The sequence below is a fragment of the Streptomyces sp. NPDC050439 genome, from assembly GCF_040655335.1.
Classification (GTDB): domain Bacteria; phylum Actinomycetota; class Actinomycetes; order Streptomycetales; family Streptomycetaceae; genus Streptomyces.
Map to the genome: position 1 here is coordinate 338,876 of NZ_JBFAJT010000007.1, position 21,694 is coordinate 360,569.

Genomic DNA, 21,694 nt, shown 5'->3' on the forward strand with positions numbered 1-21,694 from the left:
ACGAGACGTAGGAAGCGAGCCTGCCCCGCGCACACCTCCTCCGGTTCCTTTCGCCACCGCGAGAAACCGTGCCGCGTTCCCCACGAATGCCCCGTGCCCGGCGAAAACCGCGCCGCGCACTCGACAGTGACGGAAACCCCTGTGATCACCACTTCCGGCCTCACCAAGGTCTACCGCTCACGCGGTCGTGAAGTAACTGCCCTCGACGGCGTCGATCTGCATGTCCGCGAAGGCGAGGTGTACGGCGTCATCGGCCAGTCCGGCGCCGGCAAATCCTCGCTGATCCGCTGCGTGAACCTCCTGGAGCGTCCCACCGCCGGCACCGTCAGCGTCGGCGGCCAGGACCTCACCGCCCTCGCGGGGCGCGGCAGCCGCGCGAGCAAGGACCTGCGCCGGGCGCGCAGCCGCATCGGCATGGTCTTCCAGCACTTCAACCTGCTGTCCTCGCGCACCGTCAAGGACAACATCGAGCTGCCCCTGGAGATCCTCGGCCTCAGCGGCGCCGAGCGCTCCCGCAAGGCGCTCGAACTGCTCGACCTGGTCGGCCTCGCCGACAAGGCGAAGTCCTACCCGGCGCAGCTCTCCGGCGGCCAGAAGCAGCGCGTCGGCATCGCCCGCGCGCTCGCCGGCGACCCGAAGGTGCTGCTCTCGGACGAGGCGACCAGCGCCCTGGACCCGGAGACCACCCGCTCCATCCTCCGGCTCCTGCGCGACCTCAACCAGCAGCTCGGCCTGACCGTCCTGCTGATCACGCACGAGATGGACGTCGTCAAGAGCGTCTGCGACTCCGCCGCCCTCATGGAGAACGGCAAGATCGTCGAGTCCGGCACCGTCACCGAGCTGCTCGCGACGCCCGGCTCTGAGCTGGCCGCCGCGCTCTTCCCGGTCAGCGGCGCGGCCACGGGGGCCGACCGCACCGTCGTCGACGTGACCTTCCACGGCGAGGCCGCGACCCAGCCGGTCATCTCGCAGCTTTCGCGCACGTACAACATCGACATCTCGATCCTCGGGGCCGCGATGGACACCGTCGCGGGCAAGCAGGTCGGCCGGATGCGCATCGAGCTGCCGGGACGCTTCGAGGAGAACGTCGTGCCGATCGGCTTCCTGCGCGAGCAGGGACTGCAGGTGGACGTCACGGGCGAAGCGCCCGTAGCAGGCACCGCCACGCCGAAGGACGCCACGCTGCTGGTCAAGGAAGGTGCCAAGTGACCTGGTCGGAGATGCAGCCCCTGCTGGAGCAGGCCTGTTGGGACACCCTCTACATGGTCGGCTGGTCGACGCTGATAGCCGTCGTCGCCGGACTGCCGCTCGGCATCCTGCTGGTCCTCACCGACCGCGGCGGGCTGCTGCAGAACACGGTCCTGAACAAGCTCATCGGGCAGATCGTGAACATCGCGCGCTCGATGCCCTTCATCATCCTCATGGTCGCCCTGATGGGCTTCACGCGCTGGATCACGGGTACGACGATCGGCCGCGAGGCCGCCATCGTGCCGCTCGCGATCGGCGCGACGCCGTTCTTCGCGCGGCTCGTGGAGACCGCGGTGCGTGAGGTCGACGGCGGCCTCGTCGAGGCCGTGCAGTCGATGGGCGGCAACACCTGGACCGTCGTGCGCAAGGTCCTCGTGCCGGAGTCGCTGCCCTCGCTGATCTCCAGCACCACCACGACGATCGTCACGATCATCGGCTACTCGGCCATCACCGGCGCCGTCGGCGCGGGCGGCCTCGGCGACATCGCCATCCGCTACGGCTACCAGCGCTTCGAGACCGAGCTGATGTGGATCACCGTCGGTGTCCTCGCCGTCGTCATCTCGATCATCCAGTTCGCGGGCGACTACGCGGCCCGCAGGCTGCACCGACGCGGCGGCCACTCGGGCGCCGCCCCCAAGCTGCGGCTGCTCAAGCTCAAGACGCCGCCCCCGACCCCGTCGGTCTGAACCCACCCCGCACACCCCATCGCGGGGCGTACCACCCATGGAGAAAGGCACTTTTCGTGCGTAACACCGCCAAGATCACCACCGCTGTCCTCGCCGCCGGAGCCCTCACCCTCGGGCTCTCCGCCTGCGGCTCCGACAAGGGCTCCGCCGCGGGAGACAAGGACGGCAAGCTCATCGTCGCCGCCACTCCCACGCCGCAGGGCGAGATCCTCGACTACGTCCAGAAGAACCTCGCCAAGAAGGCCGGCCTCGACCTGGAGGTGAAGGAGTTCACCGACTACGTCACGCCCAACACCGCCGTCGAGCAGGGCGAGGTCTTCGCCAACTACTTCCAGCACAAGCCGTACCTGGACGACTTCAACAAGAAGAACGGCACGGACATCGTGCCCGTCCCGAACGCGACGGTGCACCTGGAGCCGCTCGGCGTCTACTCCAAGAGCGTCAAGAAGCTCGACGACCTGAAGAACGGCGCAACGGTCGCCCTGCCGAACGACACCACCAACGAGGCCCGCGCGCTCAAGCTCCTGGCCGAGAACGGCCTGATCGAGCTCAAGAAGGGCGTCGGCTACGAGGCCACCCCCAAGGACGTCTCGAAGAACCCGAAGAACCTCAAGTTCAAGGAGATCGAGGCGGCCCAGGTGCCCCGCTCCCTCGGTGACGTCGACGCCGCGGTGATCAACGGCAACTACGCGCTTGAGGCCAAGCTCAGCCCGGCCAAGGACGCCCTCGTCGCCGAGCCCGCCAAGGGCAACCCCTACGGCAACTTCCTCGCCGTGAAGAAGGGCGACGAGAACGACCCGCGCGTGAAGAAGCTCGCCAAGCTCCTCACCTCGCCCGAGGTCAAGAAGTTCATCGACGACAAGTACGACGGTGCCGTCGTCGCGGCGTTCTGATCATGCGCAGGCCCGTCATCGCGGCCGCGGGAGCGCTCGCCCTCACGCTCGGTCTGACCGCGTGCGGCGGCGGATCCGGCTCGGAAGGCGCCGACGGTGACACGCTCACCGTCGGCGCCACCCCGACCCCGGCCGGCGAGGTCCTCACGTACATCAAGCAGAACCTCGCGGAGAAGAAGGGACTCGACCTCCAGATCACGGAGTTCACGGACTACGTCACGCCGAACACCGCGCTCCAGGAAGGCTCCCTCGACGCCAACCTCTACCAGCACACCCCGTACCTCGAGGACTTCAACAAGTCCAAGAAGACGGAGCTCACGCCGGTGACCGAGGTCTATCTGCCGCCGATGGGGGTGTACGCGAAGAAGGCGAAGGACGTCACCGAGCTGCCCGCCGGTGCGACCGTCGCCATCCCGAACGACACCACCAACGAAGGCAGGGCGCTGCAACTCCTCGCCTCCAAGGGCGTCATCGGGCTCAAGAAGGGGGCCGGTTCGACCGCCACCCCCGGGGACATCACGTCCAACCCGAAGAAGCTCACCGTCAAGCCGCTGGAACCCGCCCAGTTGCCCCGCTCCCTGGAAGACGTCGAAGCCGCGGTCATCAACAACAACTACGCGCTCGACGCCGACCTCAGCCCCAAGAAGGACGCCATCCTTCTCGAGTCGCCCAAGGACAATCCGTACAACAACGTGCTCGCCGTCAAGAAGGGCGACGAGGACGATCCCAGGGTCGAGAAGCTGGCCGAACTGCTCACTTCACCCGAGGTGAAGCAGTTCATCAAGGACAAGTACAAGGGCTCCGTCCTGCCCGTCGGAACGAGCTGACGCACAGTCCGTTTCCGGTCCCACCACGGGGTCCGCTCCTGATGAAGGAGCGGACCCCGTGGTGCGTTTGCGCGACGACATGCTGCATGCTGGGCTCTTCAGCAGGCCCGAGGGTTCCAGGTTACGGAGCAGCGCATGACTACCTTCCCCGATATCTCCATCAGCACGGAGCGGTTGGTGCTGCGCCCGTTCGAGGAAGCCGACGTCTCCGCGTACACGGAGATGATGAACGACGAGATGGTCACCGCCTGGACCTCCGTGCCCCAGCCCTACACCGAGGACGACGCCCGCGCCTGGATCAACCGCCTCGCGCCCGCCGAGCGCACCGAGGGCCACGGCATCGCCCTCGCCGTCACGGAGTTCCTCACCCAGCGCCTGGTCGGCATCGTGCAACTGCGCGACACCGACTGGCGCGTACGCTCCTGCGAACTCAAGTACGTCGTCGCCCCCTGGGCCCGCGGCGAGGGGTACGCGTCGGAGGCGGCGCTCGCCACCGCCCAGTGGCTCTTCAACGACCAGCGCTTCGAGCGCATCGAGCTGCGCACCGCCGCCGACAACACCGCCGCCCAGCAGGTCGCGCAGAAGATCGGCTGCATCAGCGAGGGAGTCCTGCGGGGCGCTTGGATAGCGCGTACGCGAAACGGCGGGGACCCCTTCGGCGGCTGGATCGAGGTCCGCACCGACCTCATCGTGTGGAGCCTGCTCCCCGAGGATCTCGAAGGCGTCGGCGAGCAGCTCGCCGACAGCGGGTTCACGGCTTTCTCCGACTGGAACTGACCCCACAAGCGCCTCAGGCCCCCACCAGGTACGCTCGCCCCTGGCCGCACGCGGTTGCCCCCTACACGCGACACCCGGCCTCTCAGACGATCCGCGAGAAACCAGGAGACAGACGACGATGGCCGACCGCGTCACGGTGATCGGCTGGGACGGTTCGCCGCTGACCGCAGCGGCGCGCTCGGCGCTCGGCGCCGCCACACTCGTCGCGGGCGCCGCCCACCACCTCGCGCTCACCGCGGTCCCGCCGGCCGCGGAACGCATCCGCCTGGGCAGCGTGAGCCTGGCCGCCCGCCGCATCGCCGCCCACCGCGGCACCGCCGTGGTCCTCGCCGACGGCGACCCCGGGTTCTTCGGAGTCGTCCGCACGCTGCGCGCCCCCGAATTCGGCCTCGAGGTCGAAGTGGTGCCCGCCGTCTCCTCCGTCGCCCAGGCCTTCGCCCGCGCCGGGATGCCCTGGGACGACGCCGAGGTCGTGGTCGCCCACCCCCGCACGCTGCGCCGCGCCGTGAACGTCTGCCGCGCGCACCCCAAGGTCGCCGTCCTCACCTCGCCCGGCGCGGGCCCTGCCGAGCTCGGCCTGCTCCTCCAGGGCGTGCACCGCACCTTCGTGATCTGCGAGGAGCTCGGCACCGAGCGCGAACAGGTCACCGTACTGACCTCGGACAAGGCCGCCGACCACACCTGGCGCGACCCGAACGTCGTCATCGTCATCGGCGGCCCGGTCGCCGCGTCCGACACCGGCTGGATCGCCGGCCGCGACCCGGGCACCCCGCGCGGCTGGGCGCTGCCCGCCCCTGCCTACGGCGGCGACGCCCAGCTCGGCGAGGGCGAGAGCGACCGGCTGCGGGCCGTCCAACTCGCCCGCATCGGACCGCGCGTGGGCGACCTGGTCTGGGACATCGGCTGCGGCAGCGGCGCCTTCGCCGTGGAGGCGGCACGTTTCGGCGCCGCCGTCATCGCCGTCGACGCCGACCCCGACGCCTGCGCCCGCACCACGGCGATCGCCCGCCACTTCGGAGTGCAGCCGCACATCCTGCACGGCACCGCGCCGCACGTACTCGAAGACCTGCCCGAGCCCGACGTCGTACGGATCGGGGGCGGGGGAGCCGAGGTGGTCTCCGCCGTCGCCGACCGCCGCCCGGCGCGCATCGTGACGCACGCGTCGACCCGCGACGCCGCCGAACTCATCGGCAGGGGCCTGACGGAGCACGGCTACACCGTCGAATGCGCGCTGCTCCAGTCCGTCGAACTCGACACGCGCGCGTGGACGGAGCGAGAGCGGACCGTGGTCTTCGCGCTCTCCGGACAGTTGCCCGATCGCGCCCCGTGACCCTGCTGCCGCATGGTGCGGGGTAGGCTGGCCGATCGTTGTACCGCACCGAGTGTCCGGCAAATAGTTGGTCAATGTCCGGAAAGCTCGCCCGTTTTGGGGGGTGTGTGGTACGGCAGGACCGGAGGGCGCGCAACGTGGCGCAGCCCACAGCGGGCCGTTGCGGATCAAGGCGCCGCGGTGGCAGCCAGACCGGGACAATGCCTGTTGTCCGTACGCGGTTCGTGCCGCGTGGCGCGCACGCTCGTTGAGAATGACGGGCGGTTGGTGCGCCGCTCCGGGCAATGGGGCTTCCCCGGCCGACGGCTGAGGGGCGGTCGAAGAAGCACTAACCGATGGGCGAGGGGTTACGCATGACCGACACCGGCCAGGTCCCGGGCGAGGGACTGCCGGAGAACGCAGGCATGGTGGAGCAGCCGGGCGTCCCCGCCCCGGACGCGTACACCTACCTCGACCCCTCCGAGAGTCCCGCCGAGAGCGTCGCCCCCGCAGACGAGGACGACCTGCTCCTGATGCCGGGTGCCCAGGGCGCCTGGAGCGAGCCGCAGTCGGCAGTCGGGCAGCAGGGCATGGGTCAGCCCGCGGGAGACCCGCAGGCGAACCAGTACGCCCCTGTGGCCGACCCCTCGGCGGGCCAGGCCATGGCCGATCAGTCCGCCGGCGGCCAGCACGCGGCGGCTCCGCACGCGTTCGCCCAGCAGTCCGCCGGGCAGCCGCACGCCGCGCACCAGCCGGGCCCGCACGAGACGGCAGGGCGCGACAGCGGCTCGGTCGACCTGAACGGCGTCCAGTTGCCCGGCGCTCCCACCCCCGCGCCCGCGTCGCACCCCGGCCCCTCCCGCCGCCCGCTCCACCGGGGGCCCTCTGGTCCCGCCGTGCCCGACGCCTCGGGCAGCCCCGTACGTTCCCTGGCCGACCGGGGTCCGGCCGGTGCGCCGCAGCACGCCGCGCCCGTACGGCACGCGGGGCCGCCCACCGTGGGCCCCGAGTACCTCGACATCCCGCGTGATGACGACGGCATGCCCAGAGGGACGCGGCTCGGCGAGAACGTGCCGCAGGGCGCGACGCCGTGGACGCCTCAGCCGCAGCCTCAGCCGCAGCACTCGCAGCCCGTCGCACCAGCAGAAACGGTCGTCCCGGACGTCACTCCCGTCACAGGGGAAACACACGGCGCACAGGACACGCAGGACCCGCAGGACACGCAGGGCATACAGAACACGGCTGACGCTGACGCACAGGGATCGGTGGACGCAGCCGTGCCCGCGCCCGAGGCCCCGCAGCCCGTGGTGACCGACCCCGCGGCCCCGGCCGCCTTCCCGCAGGCCGCGGAGGCCGCCGACCCCGCCGTCGCGCAAGGCACCGAGGCCGACGCCCACTTCGCGCACGCCACCGCCGAAGCAGGGCAGCCCGCGTTCGCCATGGACGCCGGGCAGCCGTCGGCCGAGCAGCCGTCTGCCGCGCAGCCGTTCGCCGGGGACCCGGCCGCCTCCGCCCCGGAAGCGAGCCAGGAGCCCGCCCTCGCGCAGGGCTCCGGTCAGCCGCAGTTCGCCATGGCGGGCGCGCAGCCCTGGTCGGACGCGCCGCTCGCCGGTGCGGGACCCGTGGCCCATGGCCCGCACGTCCACCAGCCCCAGCAGCCCCAGCAGCCCCAGCAGGTCCAGCAGCCTCAGCAGTACGCCGATGTGCCCGCGGCGCAGGCGCCGCAGGCCGATGAGTTCCCGGCGGGCCCGAACCAGCACTTCGCGGACCCGCAGGCGCCCGCGCCCCTCGGCCAGTTCGTGCCGGTCGAGGGCTCGGTGCCGACCACGCCTCACCTGGCGCCGACGCCTCCCCATGCCCTGTCCGTACCGCCCGAGCACTTCGAGGCCCCGCAGCCGCAGCCCGTGGCCCCCGAGGCGCAGGCGGAGCCCGCCGAGGCAGCGGCTGCCCCGCCGGCAGCCGACGCCCCGGAGCCGCCGGCCATGGTGGAAACCCCCGAGGTCCCCGAGGTCCAGGAGCCGTCGGCCGCCGTCGAAGCCGAAGCCGTGGAGCCCGCCGCCGAAGCCGTCGAGCCCGCCGGTACTCCCGAGACCGTAGAGGCCCCCGAGCCCGTGGCCCCGCAGCCCGCGGCCACCGTGCCCGCCCCGCGTGACGGAGGAGAGTCCGCGGCGGCCCCGGAGGCGGTGGAGGAGCCCCTGGCCGTGGCGCCCGAACCCGCGGAGGTGGCAGCCGAGGCCGTACCTCCGGCAGTGGTCGAGGTACCTGCCGAAGCACCCGTCGAAGCGGAGGTCGTGGCCGCGGCCGAGGCAGAGGCTCCCGAGCCCCTGCTCATCGTCGAGGCCGAGCCCACCGAGGTGACCGAGGCCCCCGGCCCGGTGGCAGCCGAGGACGCGGACGCCCCCGCCGAGCCCGTCAAGGAGCCGGAGCCGGTTCAGCAGCCGCAGACGCCCGCCGCCCCCGGCTACGACGACGCCGAGCGCGAGGCCGTCCTGCGCGTGATGCGCGAACGCCGCGACATCCGCAACGGCTTCCGCAGCGACGCCATCCCGCACGAGGTGCTGCTGCGCGTCCTGGAGGCGGCCCACACGGCACCCTCCGTGGGCCACTCCCAGCCCTGGGACTTCGTCGTCATCCGCTCGGCGGACACCCGCCGCACGATGCACGAGCTGGCCATGCGCCAGAAGGACGCGTACGCGAAGTCGCTCCCCAAGGGCCGCGCCAAGCAGTTCAAGGAACTGAAGATCGAGGCGATCCTCGACACCCCGGTGAACATCGTCGTCACCGCGGACCCGACCCGGGGCGGCCGCCACACCCTCGGCCGGCACACCCAGCCGCAGATGGCCCCGTACTCCTCGGCCCTCGCCGTCGAGAACCTCTGGCTCGCGGCGCGCGCCGAGGGCCTCGGCGTCGGCTGGGTCAGCTTCTTCGACGAGCGAGAGATGGTCAGGACCCTCGGCCTGCCCGAGCACCTCGAAGTGGTGGCCTACCTCTGTGTCGGATACGTCGACGAGTTCCCCGAGGAGCCCGAGCTGATGCAGGCAGGCTGGTCCAAGCGCCGCCCGCTCTCCTGGGTGGTCCACGAGGAGACGTACGGCCGCCGCGCCCTGCCCGGCGAGGACCCGAGCGACCTCCTTGCGGAGACCGTCTCCAACATCCGTCCGCTGGACGCGAAGGCGCTCGGCGAGGCGTGGGAGCGGCAGAAGCGGATGACGAAGCCGCCGGGCGCGCTCGGCATGCTGGAGATCATCTCCGCGCAGCTCTCCGGCCTCTCCCGGCAGTGCCCGCCGCCGATCCCGGAGCCTGCGGCCGTCGCGATCTTCGCGGGCGACCACGGCGTGCACGCCCAGGGCGTCACCGCCTGGCCCCAGGAGGTGACCGCGCAGATGGTCGCCAACTTCCTCGGCGGCGGCGCGGTCTGCAACGCCTTCGCCAACCAGGTGGGCGCCGAGGTGTGCGTCATCGACGTGGGCGTGGCCAGTGAACTCCCGGCCACCCCCGGCCTGTTGCCCCGCAAGATCCGGGCGGGCACGGCCGACATGACGACCGGCCCCGCGCTGAGCCGCGAGGAGGTCAAGGCCGCCGTCGAGGTGGGCATCGAGACCGCCCGCGACCTGGTGGCGGCGGGCAACAAGGCCCTGCTCACCGGCGAGATGGGCATCGCGAACACCACGGCGTCCGCGGCCCTCATCTCCGTCTACACCGACACCGACCCGGGCGAGGTGACCGGCCGCGGCACCGGCATCAACGACGAGATGCACAGCCGCAAGGTCGACGTCGTGCGCCGCGCCCTGGAACTGCACCAGCCCGACCCGGCCGACCCGATCGGCGTCCTCGCGGCGATCGGCGGCCTGGAGCACGCAGCGATGGTGGGCCTGCTGCTCGGCGGCGCCTCCCTGCGTACGCCGGTGATCCTGGACGGCGTGAGCGCCGGCGCGGCGGCCCTGGTCGCCCGTGCCATCGCCCCCGAGGTCCTCGCCGCCTGCATCGCGGGCCACCGGAGCGCGGAACCGGGCCACGTGGCGGCCCTGAACAAGCTGGGCCTGCGCCCCCTGGTCGACCTCGACCTCCGCCTGGGCGAGGGCACCGGCGCCCTCCTGGCCCTCCCGGTGGTGCAGAGCGCGGCGCGCGCGATGCACGAGGTGGCCACCTTCGACTCGGCGGGCGTGACCGAGAAGTAGCCGAAGGCGCCGCACGCAGGAGGCTCGGGCGAAGCCCACCATTCGGGAAGGGGCGGGGCTGGGGGAGAGACCCCGCCCCGCCCCAGCCATACTGAACGCGCACGTCACAGCACCAACGCAGCCGCCCCACCGTCGTAGCGGCACCCGCAAAGCCCCGCGCCCCGCACGAGGAGCCTCCCGCCATGGCCGAAAACCCCGCCTACCCCGTAGGCCTCCGCCTCACCGCCCGCCGCACGGTCGTGCTCGGCGGCGGCCAGGTGGCCCAGCGCCGTCTGCCCGCCCTGATCGCGGCGGGCGCCGACATCCTCCTCGTGTCGCCGACGGCGACCCCCTCCGTGGAGGCGATGGCGGACGCGGGGGAGATCACCTGGGAGCGTCGGCGGTACGAGGCCGGTGACCTCAAGGACGCCTGGTACGCCCTCATCGCCACCAGCGACACCGAGGCCAACACCGCCGCCTCCGCGGAGGCCGAGGCCCAGCGTGTCTGGTGCGTCCGCTCGGACGACGCCGACGCCGCCACCGCCCTCACCCCGGCGACCGGCCGCTCCGAGGGCGTCACGGTCGCCGTCCTCACCACGGACATCCACGGCCGCGACCCCCGCCGCACCGCGGCGATCCGTGACGCGGTCGTCGAGGGCCTGCGCGACGGCACCCTCGTGGCGCCCCACCACCGCACCCGTACCCCCGGCGTGTCCCTCGTCGGCGGTGGCCCCGGCGACCCGGACCTCATCACGGTCCGCGGCCGGCGCCTCCTCGCCGAGGCGGACGTGGTCATCGCCGACCGGCTCGGCCCCCGCGACCTGCTCGACGAACTGCCGCCGCACGTCGAGGTGATCGACGCCGCGAAGATCCCGTACGGCCGCTACATGGCCCAGGAGGCCATCAACAACGCCCTCATCGAGCACGCGAAGCAGGGCAAGTCGGTCGTCCGGCTCAAGGGCGGCGACCCCTTCGTCTTCGGGCGCGGCATGGAAGAGGCGCAGGCGCTGGCGGAAGCGGGCATTCCGTGCACCGTGGTGCCCGGCATCTCCAGCTCGATCTCGGTGCCCGGCGCCGCGGGCATCCCCGTCACACACCGCGGGGTCGCCCACGAGTTCACGGTGGTCAGCGGCCATGTGGCCCCGGACGACGAGCGCTCCCTGGTCGACTGGCCGGCCCTCGCCAAGCTGCGCGGCACCCTCGTGATCCTGATGGGCGTGGACAAGATCGGCAAGATCGCGGCGACGCTGACCGCGCACGGCCGGTCGCCCGAGACCCCCGTCGCCCTGATCCAGGAGGGCACCACCGCGGCCCAGCGCCGCGTGGACGCCACGCTCGCGACCGTCGCCGCCGAGGTCACCGCCCACGAGGTGAAGCCCCCGGCCGTCATCGTCATCGGCGACGTGGTGAACGTGGGGCCGGGCAGCGCCGCCTGACCGCCCCCGCAATCCCGCGTAACCACCGGTAACCCGACCCGCGCCAAGGCGTTGGCACCACACCCAGGACAAGGCAGTATCACCCTGTGGCCGATCTCATCACCGTTGACGACCCCGCCGACCCGCGCCTGCGCGACTACACGGGCCTGACCGACGTCGAACTGCGCCGCAGGCGCGAGCCCGCCGAGGGCCTCTTCATCGCCGAGGGCGAGAAGGTGATCAGACGCGCCAAGCAGGCGGGCTACGAGATGCGCTCGATGCTGCTCTCCGCCAAGTGGGTCGACGTCATGCGCGACGTCATCGACGAGGTCCCCGCCCCGGTGTACGCGGTCAACCCCGACCTGGCCGAGCAGGTCACCGGCTATCACGTGCACCGCGGCGCCCTCGCCTCGATGCAGCGCAAGCCGCTGCCGACCTCGGACGAACTCCTCACCACGGCGCGCCGGGTCGTCGTCATGGAGTCGGTCAACGACCACACCAACATCGGGGCGATCTTCCGCAGCGCCGCAGCCCTCGGCATGGACGCCGTGCTGCTCTCGCCGGACTGCGCGGACCCGCTCTACCGTCGCTCGGTGAAGGTCTCCATGGGCGCGGTGTTCTCCGTCCCCTACGCCCGCCTCGAAACCTGGCCCAAGGGTCTGGACGGCGTACGCGAGGCGGGCTTCAACCTCCTCGCGCTCACCCCGGACGAGAAGGCCAAGACCCTGGACGAGGCGGCGCCCCACCGCATGGACCGGGTCGCACTGATGCTCGGCGCGGAGGGCGAGGGTCTCACCACGAAGGCCCTGATGGCGGCCGACGAATGGGTCCGTATCCCGATGGCCCACGGCGTCGACTCGCTGAACGTGGGAGCGGCGGCCGCGGTCGCGTTCTACGCCGTGGCGACGGGCCGCCCTCAGCTCTGAGAGCCCGGCCCCGGGTCCTGCCGCTGACTCTGCTGTACGTCGCGCACATCGTGCGCGCCGCTGCCGCCGAGCCCGCGCGCGGGGCCCTGGCATCCCTGGGCCGCCGCAATCCCCAGGGCCACGAGCAGCGTCACGACGACGAAGACGAAGAGCCGCTGGCGCAGCAGCCGCGGGTTGGCGGGCCGACGCGCACCACCGGAGCGCGTCGTGTTCCGGGGCTGCCCGGGACGCGAGCCGGACCGCGAGGAGCTGGAGCCGCCCCGCGAGGGGTGCGGCCGCGAGGAACCCGTGCGCGAGGATCCGGTCCGGGAGGAACCGGTCCGCGAGGAACTCGGCCGTGACGAGCTGGGGCGCGGCGGGGGAGTGCCCTGCGGGTGACGCCGCTGGGTGCGCTGGTCCGCGTACTCCTCGGCCATCCGTCCCGTCGGCCGGTCCTGGTCCTGCCGGGGCGCGGGCGGCCGCGGGTCCGTCAGACCCTGCGCCTCGCGGGCCGCGATCTCCTTGAGCCTGAGCGACAGTTGAAGCGTGCTGGGACGCTCCTCGGGGTCCTTGGCGAGACAGGCCCTGATCAGCGGCGCGAGCGCGTCCGGGACCCCGCCGAGCTGCGCCTCCTCATGGACGACGCGATAGAGCATGACCTCTGAACTGCCGTGCCCGAAGGGTGAGTCCGCCATGCCCGCGTACGCGAGGGTGGCGCCGAGGGCGAACACGTCCGTCGCGGGGGTGACGGCGGCGCCGCGCACCTGCTCGGGCGCGAGGAAACCGGGCGACCCGACGGCGGTGCCCACATGGGTCAGCGTCGAGGCGCCGGTGGCCCAGGCGATGCCGAAGTCGATGATCCGCGGCCCCTTCGGGGACAGCAGAATGTTCGAAGGCTTCAGGTCGCGGTGCACGACACCGGCCTCATGTACGGCTACGAGGCCTTCGGCGAGCGCCGAACCGACGACCGCCACGTCGGCCGCGGAGAGCGGCCCCTCGGCGGCGACCTTGTCGTGCAGGGAGGGCCCGGGCACGTACTGCGTGGCGAACCACGGCCGGTCGGCGTCGAGATCGGCGGCGACGAGCCGCGCGGTACAGCCGCCGCGGATGCGCCGGGCCGCGGAGACCTCGCGCGCGAAGCGCGACCGGAACTCCTCGTCCTCCGCCAGATCGGGCCGGATCACCTTGAGGGCGACGCGCTGCCCCCGCCGGTCCGACCCCAGGTAGACGACCCCCATGCCGCCGGCGCCCAGCCGCCTGTGCAGTCTGAACGAGCCGACGACACGCGGGTCCTCGCGCCGGAGCCGCATCATCGCCATGTCCATCCCCGCTGCCCGGTCCGTTGTCGTGCCACAGCTTACGTTTCCGTGGCCGGGCAGGTGCAGAGGCCGCGCCCTCGCGGCCCGACCGATTGTCAGTGCCGGGTGGGAAACTTGAAGAGTGGTCAGGGCGCCGGGGGAGAGCGGCTGTTGTCAGGGTCGTCCACCCCAACCATCTATCGCTGAAGGGGGATTGATCCCGTGAAAGGTGATCGCGTGGAGATAGTCGTGGACGCCGGGGACACGACACGGACGTACGAGGTGGTGGCGAGCCGGGCGGGCCGCCGCGTGGAGACGGCGGTGCGCAGAGGGGTGGTCGAAGTGAGCGAAGTCACCCGTAGCGGCTCGGTCGTGCGGACCGCGCGGTTCATGGCGACGCGCGTCCTGGCCCTGGTCGAGCAGCCCATCCCCAGGGAGGACACATCCGAGCAGGCCGCCCGGCCCCTCCGGGAAGACCCTGAGACCTAGGACCCCGTCTCCACCCATGGGAGTACATGACGGACGATCGGTCATCCTCCGGGAGGCCCGGCAATCGGTACGAGGGCATGACGACCCAAGCCCTCGGCGCACCTAGATTTGAGGTCAAGCGGCGGGTGCAGCACTCGTCCCCCGAGGTCAAGCACCCGCCGCTGCCAGATCCATACAGACTCGGTCAGGAGAGGAACCATGGCGGACACGGCACCGCGGGCAATGATCCGCACGCAAGGACGTAAGGCCTTCGCCACGTTCGGCGTCCGCCCGTCCGGCACGCGCCACCCCTTGGTGGCCACGGCCATGGTTCTTCCTCTGGCGGCCCTGCTGGTGGTCGTCTTCGGCGGCTGGGAAGCAGTGGTCACACAGGCGTCGTCCGTGGGCGTGATGCTGGGGCGCTGAGCGGCGCCCCAGGCCCGGATGAGCGGTCCGGGCGGGGACATCCGGCCAGGAAACCCCGTGGGGACGGGGGTGCGGCGGACGGCACGAGAAATGCCCGCGCAGCTGGGGAGCTGCGCGGGCCTTTCTTTGTTTCGGGGGTCCATGGTTTCGGGAAGGGGCGGGGTGGGGGAGGAGAACCCCTCACCGGGCCGTGGCCCACGATGCGTACGCTCACGGAAGCACCGATCGACGCACCCCGGGGGACCCGTGACCGCCACAGCCACCGCCTTGCTGCCGGCGCTGACCGCCCAGGTCCGCACCACGGCCCACCGCACCGCGCACACCTGTGCCTGCGCCCCCGAAGCCGTCCTGGCGGACCGGGACGACGCCACCGTCGTCCGGCACGGCGATACGGTCGCCAAGGCGCACGCCCCCCACACGGACCCCACCGATCTCGCGGCCCGCCTGAAGGTCGCCGCAGCCCTGAGCGGCACCCTCCTCCCTCCGCTCGGCGAGACGCCGATCCCGCTCCATGGACGCCTCGTCACCCTCTGGGAGGCCGGCACCCCGGTGGACCGCGACGACCCCGACGCCGCCCCCTGGGAAGCCACGGCCACCCTCCTCGCCCGCCTGCACGCCACACCCCCCGCGCAACTCCCGCACCCGCTCCCGGACATGCGCGGCCCGGCGAAGGCCGCCCGGGCGATGACGCGGATGCGGGCCGCTGGACCGCACCCCGCGGCCGCCCCCGTCGAACGCGCCTGGGCCTCGCTCCCCGCCTGGGCCCGCGCCGAGGCCCCCGCACCGCTCCCCAAGCTCCTGTGCCACGGCGACCTGCACCTGGGTCAGCTGGTCCGCACGGCAGAGGGGCGCTGGCTGCTCATCGACGTCGACGACCTCGGCCTCGGTGACCCGGCCTGGGACCTGGCCCGCCCCGCGGCCTGGTACGCCTGCGGCCTCCTCGCCCCGGAGGAGTGGACCCGCTTCCTCACCGCCTACCGCGCGGCACGCGGCCCGGCGGTCCCGGCCGACGGCACGGACCCCTGGCCCGCCCTCGACGTACCGGCCCGCGCCCTCACCGCGCAGACCGCCGCCCTGGCCGTCGCGAAGTCGGTCAAGGAGAACAGGTCCCTGGACGAGATCGAGCAGGCGGTGGTCGACGCGTGTGATCGAATGGCCGCCGTCCCGCCGGAGTTGGCCCCCACCACCACGAAGTAGGGTGCAACGCACCGAAGCCGGGCAGAGTTCCGGCGAAGCAGTCACGACCGGCGAGGAGTTGAGCCGACCATGCAGTGTCCCAAGTGCCACGCACCGATGCACACGTACAACCGCAATGGCGTCCAGATCGAGCAGTGCAGCGGTTGCCGCGGGATATTCCTCGACTACGGCGAGCTGGAGGCCCTGAGCCGCGTCGAGTCCCAGTGGGGCGGCCAGCAGGCCCCGCCACCGCCGCCCGCCCCGCAGGGCTACCCGGCCGCTCCCGCCCCGGCGTGGGGTGCTCCGCAGCACGGCGGCCACCACGGCGGCCACGGCGGGCACTACGGCCACAACAAGCGCCACAAGAGCTTCGGCCACATGCTCTTCTCCTCCTGACCGGAGGGAACGACGAAGCCCCCGGCCGTGGGAACGGCCGGGGGCTTCGTGTGGATGGTGCGCGATACTGGGATTGAACCAGTGACCTCTTCCGTGTCAGGGAAGCGCTCTCCCGCTGAGCTAATCGCGCGGGTCAACCTGCGTGTGCTGGGTGCTGCGTTTGATGTGTGCTGCGTGCGCGATACTGGGATTGAACCAGTGACCTCTTCCGTGTCAGGGAAGCGCTCTCCCGCTGAGCTAATCGCGCGGGGATCCTTGCGGACCAGATCTTCGGTTGTTCTGCGTGCGCGATACTGGGATTGAACCAGTGACCTCTTCCGTGTCAGGGAAGCGCTCTCCCGCTGAGCTAATCGCGCTTGGAGGTGGAGACGGGATTTGAACCCGTGTAGACGGCTTTGCAGGCCGTTGCCTCGCCTCTCGGCCACTCCACCAGGAGTGCGGGGGTTCGGGAAGATCCCCCTCTTCCTGCGAGCGGACGACCAGGTTCGAACTGGCGACCTCAACCTTGGCAAGGTTGCGCTCTACCAACTGAGCTACGTCCGCTTGTCTTTCCCGGCCCGCTTGCGCGTCCCGGCGACGTGTTGAACTCTAGCGGATTCCTGGGCCAGTACAAAAACGCGTTTGCGCAGCGTGCTGCGCTGTCACCGGCCCGGGGCGCGACCAGGACGCCGGTCATAGACTCACAGGCGTGCACAGCGCCCCTCAGATGTCCTCCCGGCCGCCCTCCGGGGCGTCCCTGCCCATGGCGCGCTTCGGCGGCCTGCTCGCCACCGGCCTCAGGGACGTGACCAGCGATCCCTCGGCGCTGGAGTCCCACGGCTTCTGGGCCGTCGCCGCCGACTTCGAGGGCGGACTGGTGTGTGCCCGCTTCGACGACGTACGGGCGGAGCCGGTGCCCGCGCCGGTGCCCGGCGCGTGGCGGGGGCCCGCCGCCGGTGACTGGACGTCGTCGCTCGACCGCACCGCGTATGTGGACGGCGTGCGGCGCGTGCGGGAACACATCGCGGCCGGGGACGTCTATCAGGCGAATCTCTGCCGTGTGCTGTCCGCGCCGCTCGCGGACGGCGGGGACGGTGCCGACGTCGACGCGCTGACCGCGCTGCTCGCGCGCGGGAACCCCGCTCCCTACGCCGGAACGATCCGCCTGCCGGAGCACGGCGTCGAGATAGCCACGGCCTCGCCCGAGCTGTTCCTGCGCCGCGCGGGACGCGTCGTGGAGTCGGGGCCGATCAAGGGGACGGGCCGGACCGAGGCCGATCTCCTGGAGAAGGACTACGCCGAGAACGTCATGATCGTGGACCTCGTCCGCAACGACCTCGGGCGGATCTGCGTGACCGGCTCGGTGACCGTGCCCGACCTGTGCGTGGTCGAGAAGCACCCGGGGCTCGTCCACCTCGTCTCCACCGTCCGGGGCGAGCTGCGCCCCGACGCCGGCTGGCCCGAGCTCTTCGCCGCCGCCTTCCCGCCCGGTTCGGTCACCGGCGCCCCCAAGTCCAGCGCGCTGCGCATCATCGACGCCCTGGAGACCGCGCCCCGCGGCCCGTACTGCGGCGGCATCGGCTGGGTCGACGCCGACCGGGGCACCGGCGAACTGGCCGTCGGCATCCGTACCTTCTGGATCGACCGCGCGGAGGGCGTGCTGCGGTTCGGCACCGGTGCCGGAATCACCTGGGGCTCGGATCCCGAGGGGGAGTGGCGGGAGACCGAGCTGAAGGCGGAACGGCTCCTGGCGGTAGCGTCGGGAGCGTACGAAGTGAGTGGAGGGACCCCTTGGTGAAGATCTGGCTCAATGGCGGACTGCAGGACCTCGAGTCGGCCCGTGTCTCCGTGCTCGATCACGGGCTGACCGTCGGCGACGGCATCTTCGAGACGGTGAAGGCGGTCGAGGGGCGGCTCTTCGCGCTGACCCGGCACCTGGACCGGCTCGCCCGTTCGGCGCGCGGTCTCGGCCTGCCGGAGCCGGACCTGGACGAGGTGCGCGCGGCCTGTGCCGCCGTTCTCGACGCCAACCCGATGCCGCTGGGGCGGCTGCGCATCACGTACACCGGAGGTCTCTCGCCGCTCGGCTCGGACCGTGGTGACCAGGGGCAGACGCTCGTCGTCGCCCTCGGGGAGGCGCCCAGGCGCCCCGACACGACCGCCGTGATCACGGTGCCGTGGACCCGCAACGAACGCGGCGCCCTGACCGGCCTGAAGACCACCTCGTACGCCGAGAACGTCGTCGCCCTCGCGCGCGCCCACGAACAGGGCGCTTCGGAGGCGCTGTTCGCCAACACCGTGGGGCAGCTGTGCGAAGGCACGGGGTCGAACGTCTTCGTCGTGATCGACGGCGAGATCCACACGCCGCCGGTCGCCTCCGGGTGCCTGGCGGGCATCACGCGCGCGTTGGCCGTCGACTGGACGGGCGCGCGGGAGACCGACCTGCCGTTCGACGTACTGGACCGCGCCGACGAGGTGTTCCTGACCTCGACGCTCCGTGACGTCCAGGCCGTCCACCGGGTCGACGGGCGCGAACTGCCCGGCGCGCCGGGACCGGTGACCGCCAAGGCGATGCGGATCTTCGCCGAGCGCGCGGCGGACGACCTCGACCCGTGACCGGCCGGACGACAGCCGCAAGTGCCTGTAATCCTGATGACCCGCGAGCCGCAGGGTGGGTAGAACTCCACTGATGACCACGACCCTGCGGCCGACCGGGCCGCTTCAGCAGAGCGCTGACGGCGCGAAGTCACGTACGTACGAAGTGCGCGTGAACAGCCGTCCTGTGGGCGGGATAGAACTCGCCACGCATCCCGTCTTCGGGCCCGCTGTCGCCGAGATGCGGGATCTGAGCATCAAGAAGCCCGACCGCAGGCGCGGCCGTGCCACCGTCGCGGTGCTCGCCGCCGAGGAGGTGGCGCGCGGCTGGGGCTGCGAGCGGATCGAGGTGGCGGTGCCCGCCGTGGCCGCAGCGGCCCACCGCCTGGCCGTGTCCCTCGGCTACGTGGAGCGCAACCGCCACATGGTCAAGCCCCTGGCTGAGGAGTCGCCCGCGCTGCCCGCGGGCGTCGAGGGGCGGCCGATGACGGAGGGTGAGTACGAGGTCTGGCTGGCCCGCGAGAAGGAGGACTACGCCCAGACCTGGATCGAGCGCGGTGTCCCCGAGGCGGAGGCGCGTGCCAAGTCCGACGCCGACCACGCGGACCACCTGCCGCAGGGCATCGCCACCCCCGGCACCCGCCTCAGCGTGCTCACCCACGAGGGCACGGCGGTCGGCACCCTGTGGCTGGCGCGGCGCGGCGCCGACGCGTTCGTCTTCGACGTCGAGGTCGACGAGGAGTACCGCGGACGCGGGCACGGCCGGTCCCTGATGCTCCTCGCGGAGACCCAGGCCCGTGAGGCGGGACTCGGCCGCCTCGGCCTCAACGTCTTCGCGGGCAACACCCCGGCCCTGCGTCTGTACGAGTCGCTGGGCTACGAACCGGTCATGTACTACGTCTACAAGCAGCTGCTCTAGGCGTCCGTCCGGAGGGCGAAAGGCGTCGGTCAGGGAGCGAGCAGGCTGTCCGCGATCTTCTCGACGCGCTCGCGCAGGCCCTCCTGGCTCTTGCCGCCGTCGAGACGCTCGCCGTCGATGACGTACGTCGGGGTCCCGGTGACGCCGATCGCCTTGCCCTCGGCCTGGTCGGCGTCGACGATCAGGATGTGCCGGCCGTCGACCAGCGCGGTGTCGAACTCTTCCGCGTCCAGGCCCAGTTCACGCGCGGTCTCGATCAGGAAAGGCTCGCCCTTGCGGTCCAGGTCCTCGACTCCGGCGAGCACGGCCTCGACGTACGGCCAGCCCTGCCCCTGCTCGAAGGCCTCCTCGGCGGCCTGGGCGGCGGCGAAGGCGTGCTTGTGCTTCTCGAGGGGGAAGTGGCGCAGCCGCAGGTCCACGCGGTCGCCGTAGCGGGCGCGGAGCGCGCGGACGTCGTCGAGGGCGGTCCGGCAGTCCGGGCACTGCAGCTCGCACCAGACGTCGATGACGAGGGGGCCGGCGGGGTTCGCGGGGGCAGAGTCGCTCATGGGCCCAGTCTTCCAGCCCCGCGTCCGCCTCCCAACCGGGGCCGGGGACGGCGACCGGAACCTGCGGAGGAGCCGCGACCCTGATATGTCCCTGAAGTCCGCTCGGGGCGTGGCTTGTGGGGGTCCACCCGGTGCAGGATGGAGGGGAGGACAGTGCCAGACAGGGCCACCGTCCACGCCCGTACGCCTGGAGGACCGGATGATTGCCGAGACCGTCTGTTCCGCCGTGTCCGCGGCCGGCCTCGGCATTGCCGCGATCACGGCCTATCGCAAGCGATTCCTCGCGGCGACGCGCCTTGCCGCGTATGCGCTGGTCCCGGTCGGCCTGGTGATGACCGGTGTCGTCGGGTGGCTGGCCGACACCGCCTTCAGCATGAAGGCGTGGGCGGGCTTCGGGGTCCTCGGCGCCGCCTGGCTGCTCTTCATGATCACGCGCGCGGTGGAGCGCCGCTCCGGCGGCACCCGCAAGGAGCGCAAGGCCGCGAAGGCGGCCCAGCGCGAGGCGGTGGCCCCCGCGGCGTCCGCACCCTCGCTGGGACAGGGGGCCCGGCCTGCTGCCCAGCCCGCGGAGCGGCCGAAGGCGGCCGCGCCCAAGGAGGACTTCAGCGACATCGAGGCCATCCTGAAGAAGCACGGCATCTGAGAGCAGACGTAGACGCAGGCGCAGGCGGTCGGAGGTCGGAGGTCGGAGGTCGTCAACATCCGTCCGCGTTCGACGACCGTAGGGCTACCTCGTTCGAGTGGACGGCAGTACCGCCGGGTCTGATGAGATCCGCCGCTGGTCGGCCACCGGCCGAACACCCGGGACGGCGGGCTTCTACAGGTCAGGGATGCCGCGAACTCCTGGGCCTGCCGGGGGTATTGGTCATCCGCACCCCTGGGACTAGGTCATCATCGCCGCGAGATGCTGGACACCGCACCGGGCGATGCCGCCCCGCCGACCGATGAGCGAGCCGCGACGGAAGAGCCCAAGGGCTGTCTGTTCGCGCTCTCCCAGCCACCCCTGATGATCTTCCTGGCGGTGATCGGTGTCCTGCTCCTGATGGGTTCCCTGCACGATCTGCTGGGCCTGTAGCGGGCGGCAGGGGCTCAGCCCGCCGCTTCCTTGCGCCGGGCCCGGTAGGCGGCGACGTGCAGCCGGTTGCCGCAGGTGCGGCTGTCGCAGTAGCGGCGCGAGCGGTTACGCGAGAGGTCGACGAAGGCGTGCCGGCAGTCCGGGGCCTCGCAGCGCCGCAGCCGCTCCTGCTCGCCGGCGACGACGAAGAACGCCAGGGCCATCCCGCAGTCCGCCGCGAGGTGGTCGGCGATGGAGGCGCCGGGCGCGAAGTAGTGCACGTGCCAGTCGTAGCCGTCGTGATCGGTGAGCCGGGGCGTGGTGCCCGCCGCCGCGATCAGTTCGTTGATCACCGCAGCGGCGGCCTGCGGCTCGGGGGCCGCGAAGACCTCCTGGAAGCGGCCGCGGATGTGCCGGACGCCGGCCAGGTCACGCTCTGTGAGTACACCGACGTCACTTATGTCATGGCTTCGTACGAACTCTCCCAGGGCTGCCAGGTCAGGGAGCCCCTCCGTGTCGGTGCTCGTCGCGTCCTCGGTGTCCGGCGCGGTGTTCACCAGATCGACCACGGCGTCGAGTGCGCACCGGGTGTCGTGGGTGATCAGCACGATTTGCTCC

21 protein-coding genes and 5 tRNA genes are annotated in these 21,694 nt (G+C 71.9%); 18 read left to right on the plus strand and 8 right to left on the minus strand.

Going from position 1 to position 21,694, the window contains the following annotated elements:
- Positions 1-141 precede the first annotated feature (141 nt).
- From AB0I66_RS29360 to AB0I66_RS29400, 9 genes are all read left to right on the plus strand, one after another.
- Positions 142-1,209 (plus strand): ATP-binding cassette domain-containing protein, encoded by a 1,068-nt coding sequence (locus AB0I66_RS29360; RefSeq protein ID WP_363210955.1) that lies wholly within the window; start codon positions 142-144, stop codon positions 1,207-1,209.
- On the plus strand, positions 1,206-1,934 hold the full coding sequence (locus AB0I66_RS29365) for a methionine ABC transporter permease (RefSeq protein ID WP_363210956.1): 729 nt from the start codon (positions 1,206-1,208) through the stop codon (positions 1,932-1,934). The genes AB0I66_RS29360 and AB0I66_RS29365 overlap by 4 nt, the downstream gene beginning before the upstream one ends.
- 56 nt (positions 1,935-1,990) lie before the next feature.
- Positions 1,991-2,827 carry a MetQ/NlpA family ABC transporter substrate-binding protein gene (locus tag AB0I66_RS29370; RefSeq protein ID WP_363210957.1) on the plus strand — a complete coding sequence of 279 codons (837 nt, stop codon included), beginning with the start codon at positions 1,991-1,993 and terminating at the stop codon, positions 2,825-2,827.
- 2 nt (positions 2,828-2,829) lie between these two features.
- The gene (locus tag AB0I66_RS29375; RefSeq protein WP_363210958.1) at positions 2,830-3,654 is read left to right on the plus strand and encodes a MetQ/NlpA family ABC transporter substrate-binding protein; all 825 of its coding nucleotides are present in this window, start codon (positions 2,830-2,832) and stop codon (positions 3,652-3,654) included.
- A gap of 135 nt (positions 3,655-3,789) precedes the next feature.
- Positions 3,790-4,431 (plus strand): GNAT family N-acetyltransferase, encoded by a 642-nt coding sequence (locus AB0I66_RS29380; RefSeq protein ID WP_363210959.1) that lies wholly within the window; start codon positions 3,790-3,792, stop codon positions 4,429-4,431.
- A 118-nt stretch (positions 4,432-4,549) separates the two neighbouring features.
- Entirely contained in the window at positions 4,550-5,761 is a 1,212-nt protein-coding gene (gene cbiE / locus AB0I66_RS29385; protein WP_363210960.1) for a precorrin-6y C5,15-methyltransferase (decarboxylating) subunit CbiE, read from the plus strand.
- A 353-nt stretch (positions 5,762-6,114) separates the two neighbouring features.
- Entirely contained in the window at positions 6,115-9,918 is a 3,804-nt protein-coding gene (cobT, locus tag AB0I66_RS29390) for a nicotinate-nucleotide--dimethylbenzimidazole phosphoribosyltransferase (protein WP_363210961.1), read from the plus strand.
- 182 nt (positions 9,919-10,100) lie between these two features.
- Positions 10,101-11,333, plus strand: coding sequence for a uroporphyrinogen-III C-methyltransferase (gene cobA, locus AB0I66_RS29395; protein WP_363210962.1), 1,233 nt, complete (start codon positions 10,101-10,103; stop codon positions 11,331-11,333).
- A gap of 86 nt (positions 11,334-11,419) precedes the next feature.
- Complete coding sequence (locus AB0I66_RS29400; RefSeq protein WP_363210963.1) at positions 11,420-12,238, plus strand: RNA methyltransferase; 819 nt, start codon at positions 11,420-11,422, stop codon at positions 12,236-12,238.
- Here AB0I66_RS29400 and AB0I66_RS29405 read toward each other — a convergent pair.
- Positions 12,229-13,542: a serine/threonine-protein kinase gene (locus AB0I66_RS29405; protein WP_363210964.1), complete on the minus strand. Its 1,314-nt coding sequence runs from the start codon at positions 13,540-13,542 to the stop codon at positions 12,229-12,231. The genes AB0I66_RS29400 and AB0I66_RS29405 overlap by 10 nt on opposite strands.
- Before the next feature lie 195 nt (positions 13,543-13,737).
- Between AB0I66_RS29405 and AB0I66_RS29410 the strand changes: the two genes are divergently transcribed.
- The 4 genes from AB0I66_RS29410 (at position 13,738) to AB0I66_RS29425 (ending at position 15,981) form a co-directional block, all read left to right on the plus strand.
- A complete protein-coding gene (locus AB0I66_RS29410; protein WP_363210965.1) occupies positions 13,738-14,004 on the plus strand; it encodes a hypothetical protein in 267 nt (88 codons plus the stop codon).
- Between the two features lie 198 nt (positions 14,005-14,202).
- On the plus strand, positions 14,203-14,409 hold the full coding sequence (locus AB0I66_RS29415; protein WP_160503827.1) for a hypothetical protein: 207 nt from the start codon (positions 14,203-14,205) through the stop codon (positions 14,407-14,409).
- Positions 14,410-14,655: 246 nt separating this feature from the next.
- Complete coding sequence (locus AB0I66_RS29420; protein WP_363210966.1) at positions 14,656-15,606, plus strand: aminoglycoside phosphotransferase family protein; 951 nt, start codon at positions 14,656-14,658, stop codon at positions 15,604-15,606.
- A gap of 69 nt (positions 15,607-15,675) precedes the next feature.
- Positions 15,676-15,981 (plus strand): zf-TFIIB domain-containing protein, encoded by a 306-nt coding sequence (locus tag AB0I66_RS29425; RefSeq protein ID WP_363210967.1) that lies wholly within the window; start codon positions 15,676-15,678, stop codon positions 15,979-15,981.
- A gap of 55 nt (positions 15,982-16,036) precedes the next feature.
- Here AB0I66_RS29425 and AB0I66_RS29430 read toward each other — a convergent pair.
- The 5 genes from AB0I66_RS29430 to AB0I66_RS29450 form a co-directional block, all read right to left on the minus strand.
- Positions 16,037-16,111: transfer RNA gene (locus AB0I66_RS29430), tRNA-Val, on the minus strand.
- Positions 16,112-16,156: 45 nt separating this feature from the next.
- Positions 16,157-16,228, minus strand: a tRNA-Val gene (locus tag AB0I66_RS29435).
- 37 nt (positions 16,229-16,265) lie between these two features.
- A tRNA-Val gene (locus tag AB0I66_RS29440) sits at positions 16,266-16,337 on the minus strand.
- A 1-nt stretch (position 16,338) separates the two neighbouring features.
- Positions 16,339-16,412: transfer RNA gene (locus tag AB0I66_RS29445), tRNA-Cys, on the minus strand.
- Positions 16,413-16,451: 39 nt separating this feature from the next.
- Positions 16,452-16,524: transfer RNA gene (locus AB0I66_RS29450), tRNA-Gly, on the minus strand.
- 163 nt (positions 16,525-16,687) lie between these two features.
- On the opposite strand from AB0I66_RS29450, the gene AB0I66_RS29455 reads away from it, so the two are divergent.
- The 3 genes from AB0I66_RS29455 (at position 16,688) to AB0I66_RS29465 (ending at position 19,474) form a co-directional block, all read left to right on the plus strand.
- A complete protein-coding gene (locus tag AB0I66_RS29455; RefSeq protein ID WP_363211152.1) occupies positions 16,688-17,758 on the plus strand; it encodes a chorismate-binding protein in 1,071 nt (356 codons plus the stop codon).
- A complete protein-coding gene (locus AB0I66_RS29460) occupies positions 17,755-18,576 on the plus strand; it encodes an aminodeoxychorismate lyase (protein WP_363211153.1) in 822 nt (273 codons plus the stop codon). The genes AB0I66_RS29455 and AB0I66_RS29460 overlap by 4 nt, the downstream gene beginning before the upstream one ends.
- Positions 18,577-18,649: 73 nt before the next feature.
- A complete protein-coding gene (locus tag AB0I66_RS29465; protein ID WP_363210968.1) occupies positions 18,650-19,474 on the plus strand; it encodes a GNAT family N-acetyltransferase in 825 nt (274 codons plus the stop codon).
- Positions 19,475-19,503: 29 nt separating this feature from the next.
- Here the strand turns inward: AB0I66_RS29465 and AB0I66_RS29470 are convergent, their stop codons facing one another.
- Positions 19,504-20,022 (minus strand): DsbA family protein, encoded by a 519-nt coding sequence (locus AB0I66_RS29470; protein WP_363210969.1) that lies wholly within the window; start codon positions 20,020-20,022, stop codon positions 19,504-19,506.
- A gap of 199 nt (positions 20,023-20,221) precedes the next feature.
- Between AB0I66_RS29470 and AB0I66_RS29475 the strand changes: the two genes are divergently transcribed.
- The gene (locus tag AB0I66_RS29475; protein ID WP_363210970.1) at positions 20,222-20,665 is read left to right on the plus strand and encodes a hypothetical protein; all 444 of its coding nucleotides are present in this window, start codon (positions 20,222-20,224) and stop codon (positions 20,663-20,665) included.
- Between the two features lie 261 nt (positions 20,666-20,926).
- On the plus strand, positions 20,927-21,097 hold the full coding sequence (locus AB0I66_RS29480) for a hypothetical protein (protein ID WP_363210971.1): 171 nt from the start codon (positions 20,927-20,929) through the stop codon (positions 21,095-21,097).
- Between the two features lie 14 nt (positions 21,098-21,111).
- Here the strand turns inward: AB0I66_RS29480 and AB0I66_RS29485 are convergent, their stop codons facing one another.
- Entirely contained in the window at positions 21,112-21,684 is a 573-nt protein-coding gene (locus tag AB0I66_RS29485) for a CGNR zinc finger domain-containing protein (protein ID WP_363210972.1), read from the minus strand.
- Between the last annotated feature and the right edge of the window lie 10 nt (positions 21,685-21,694).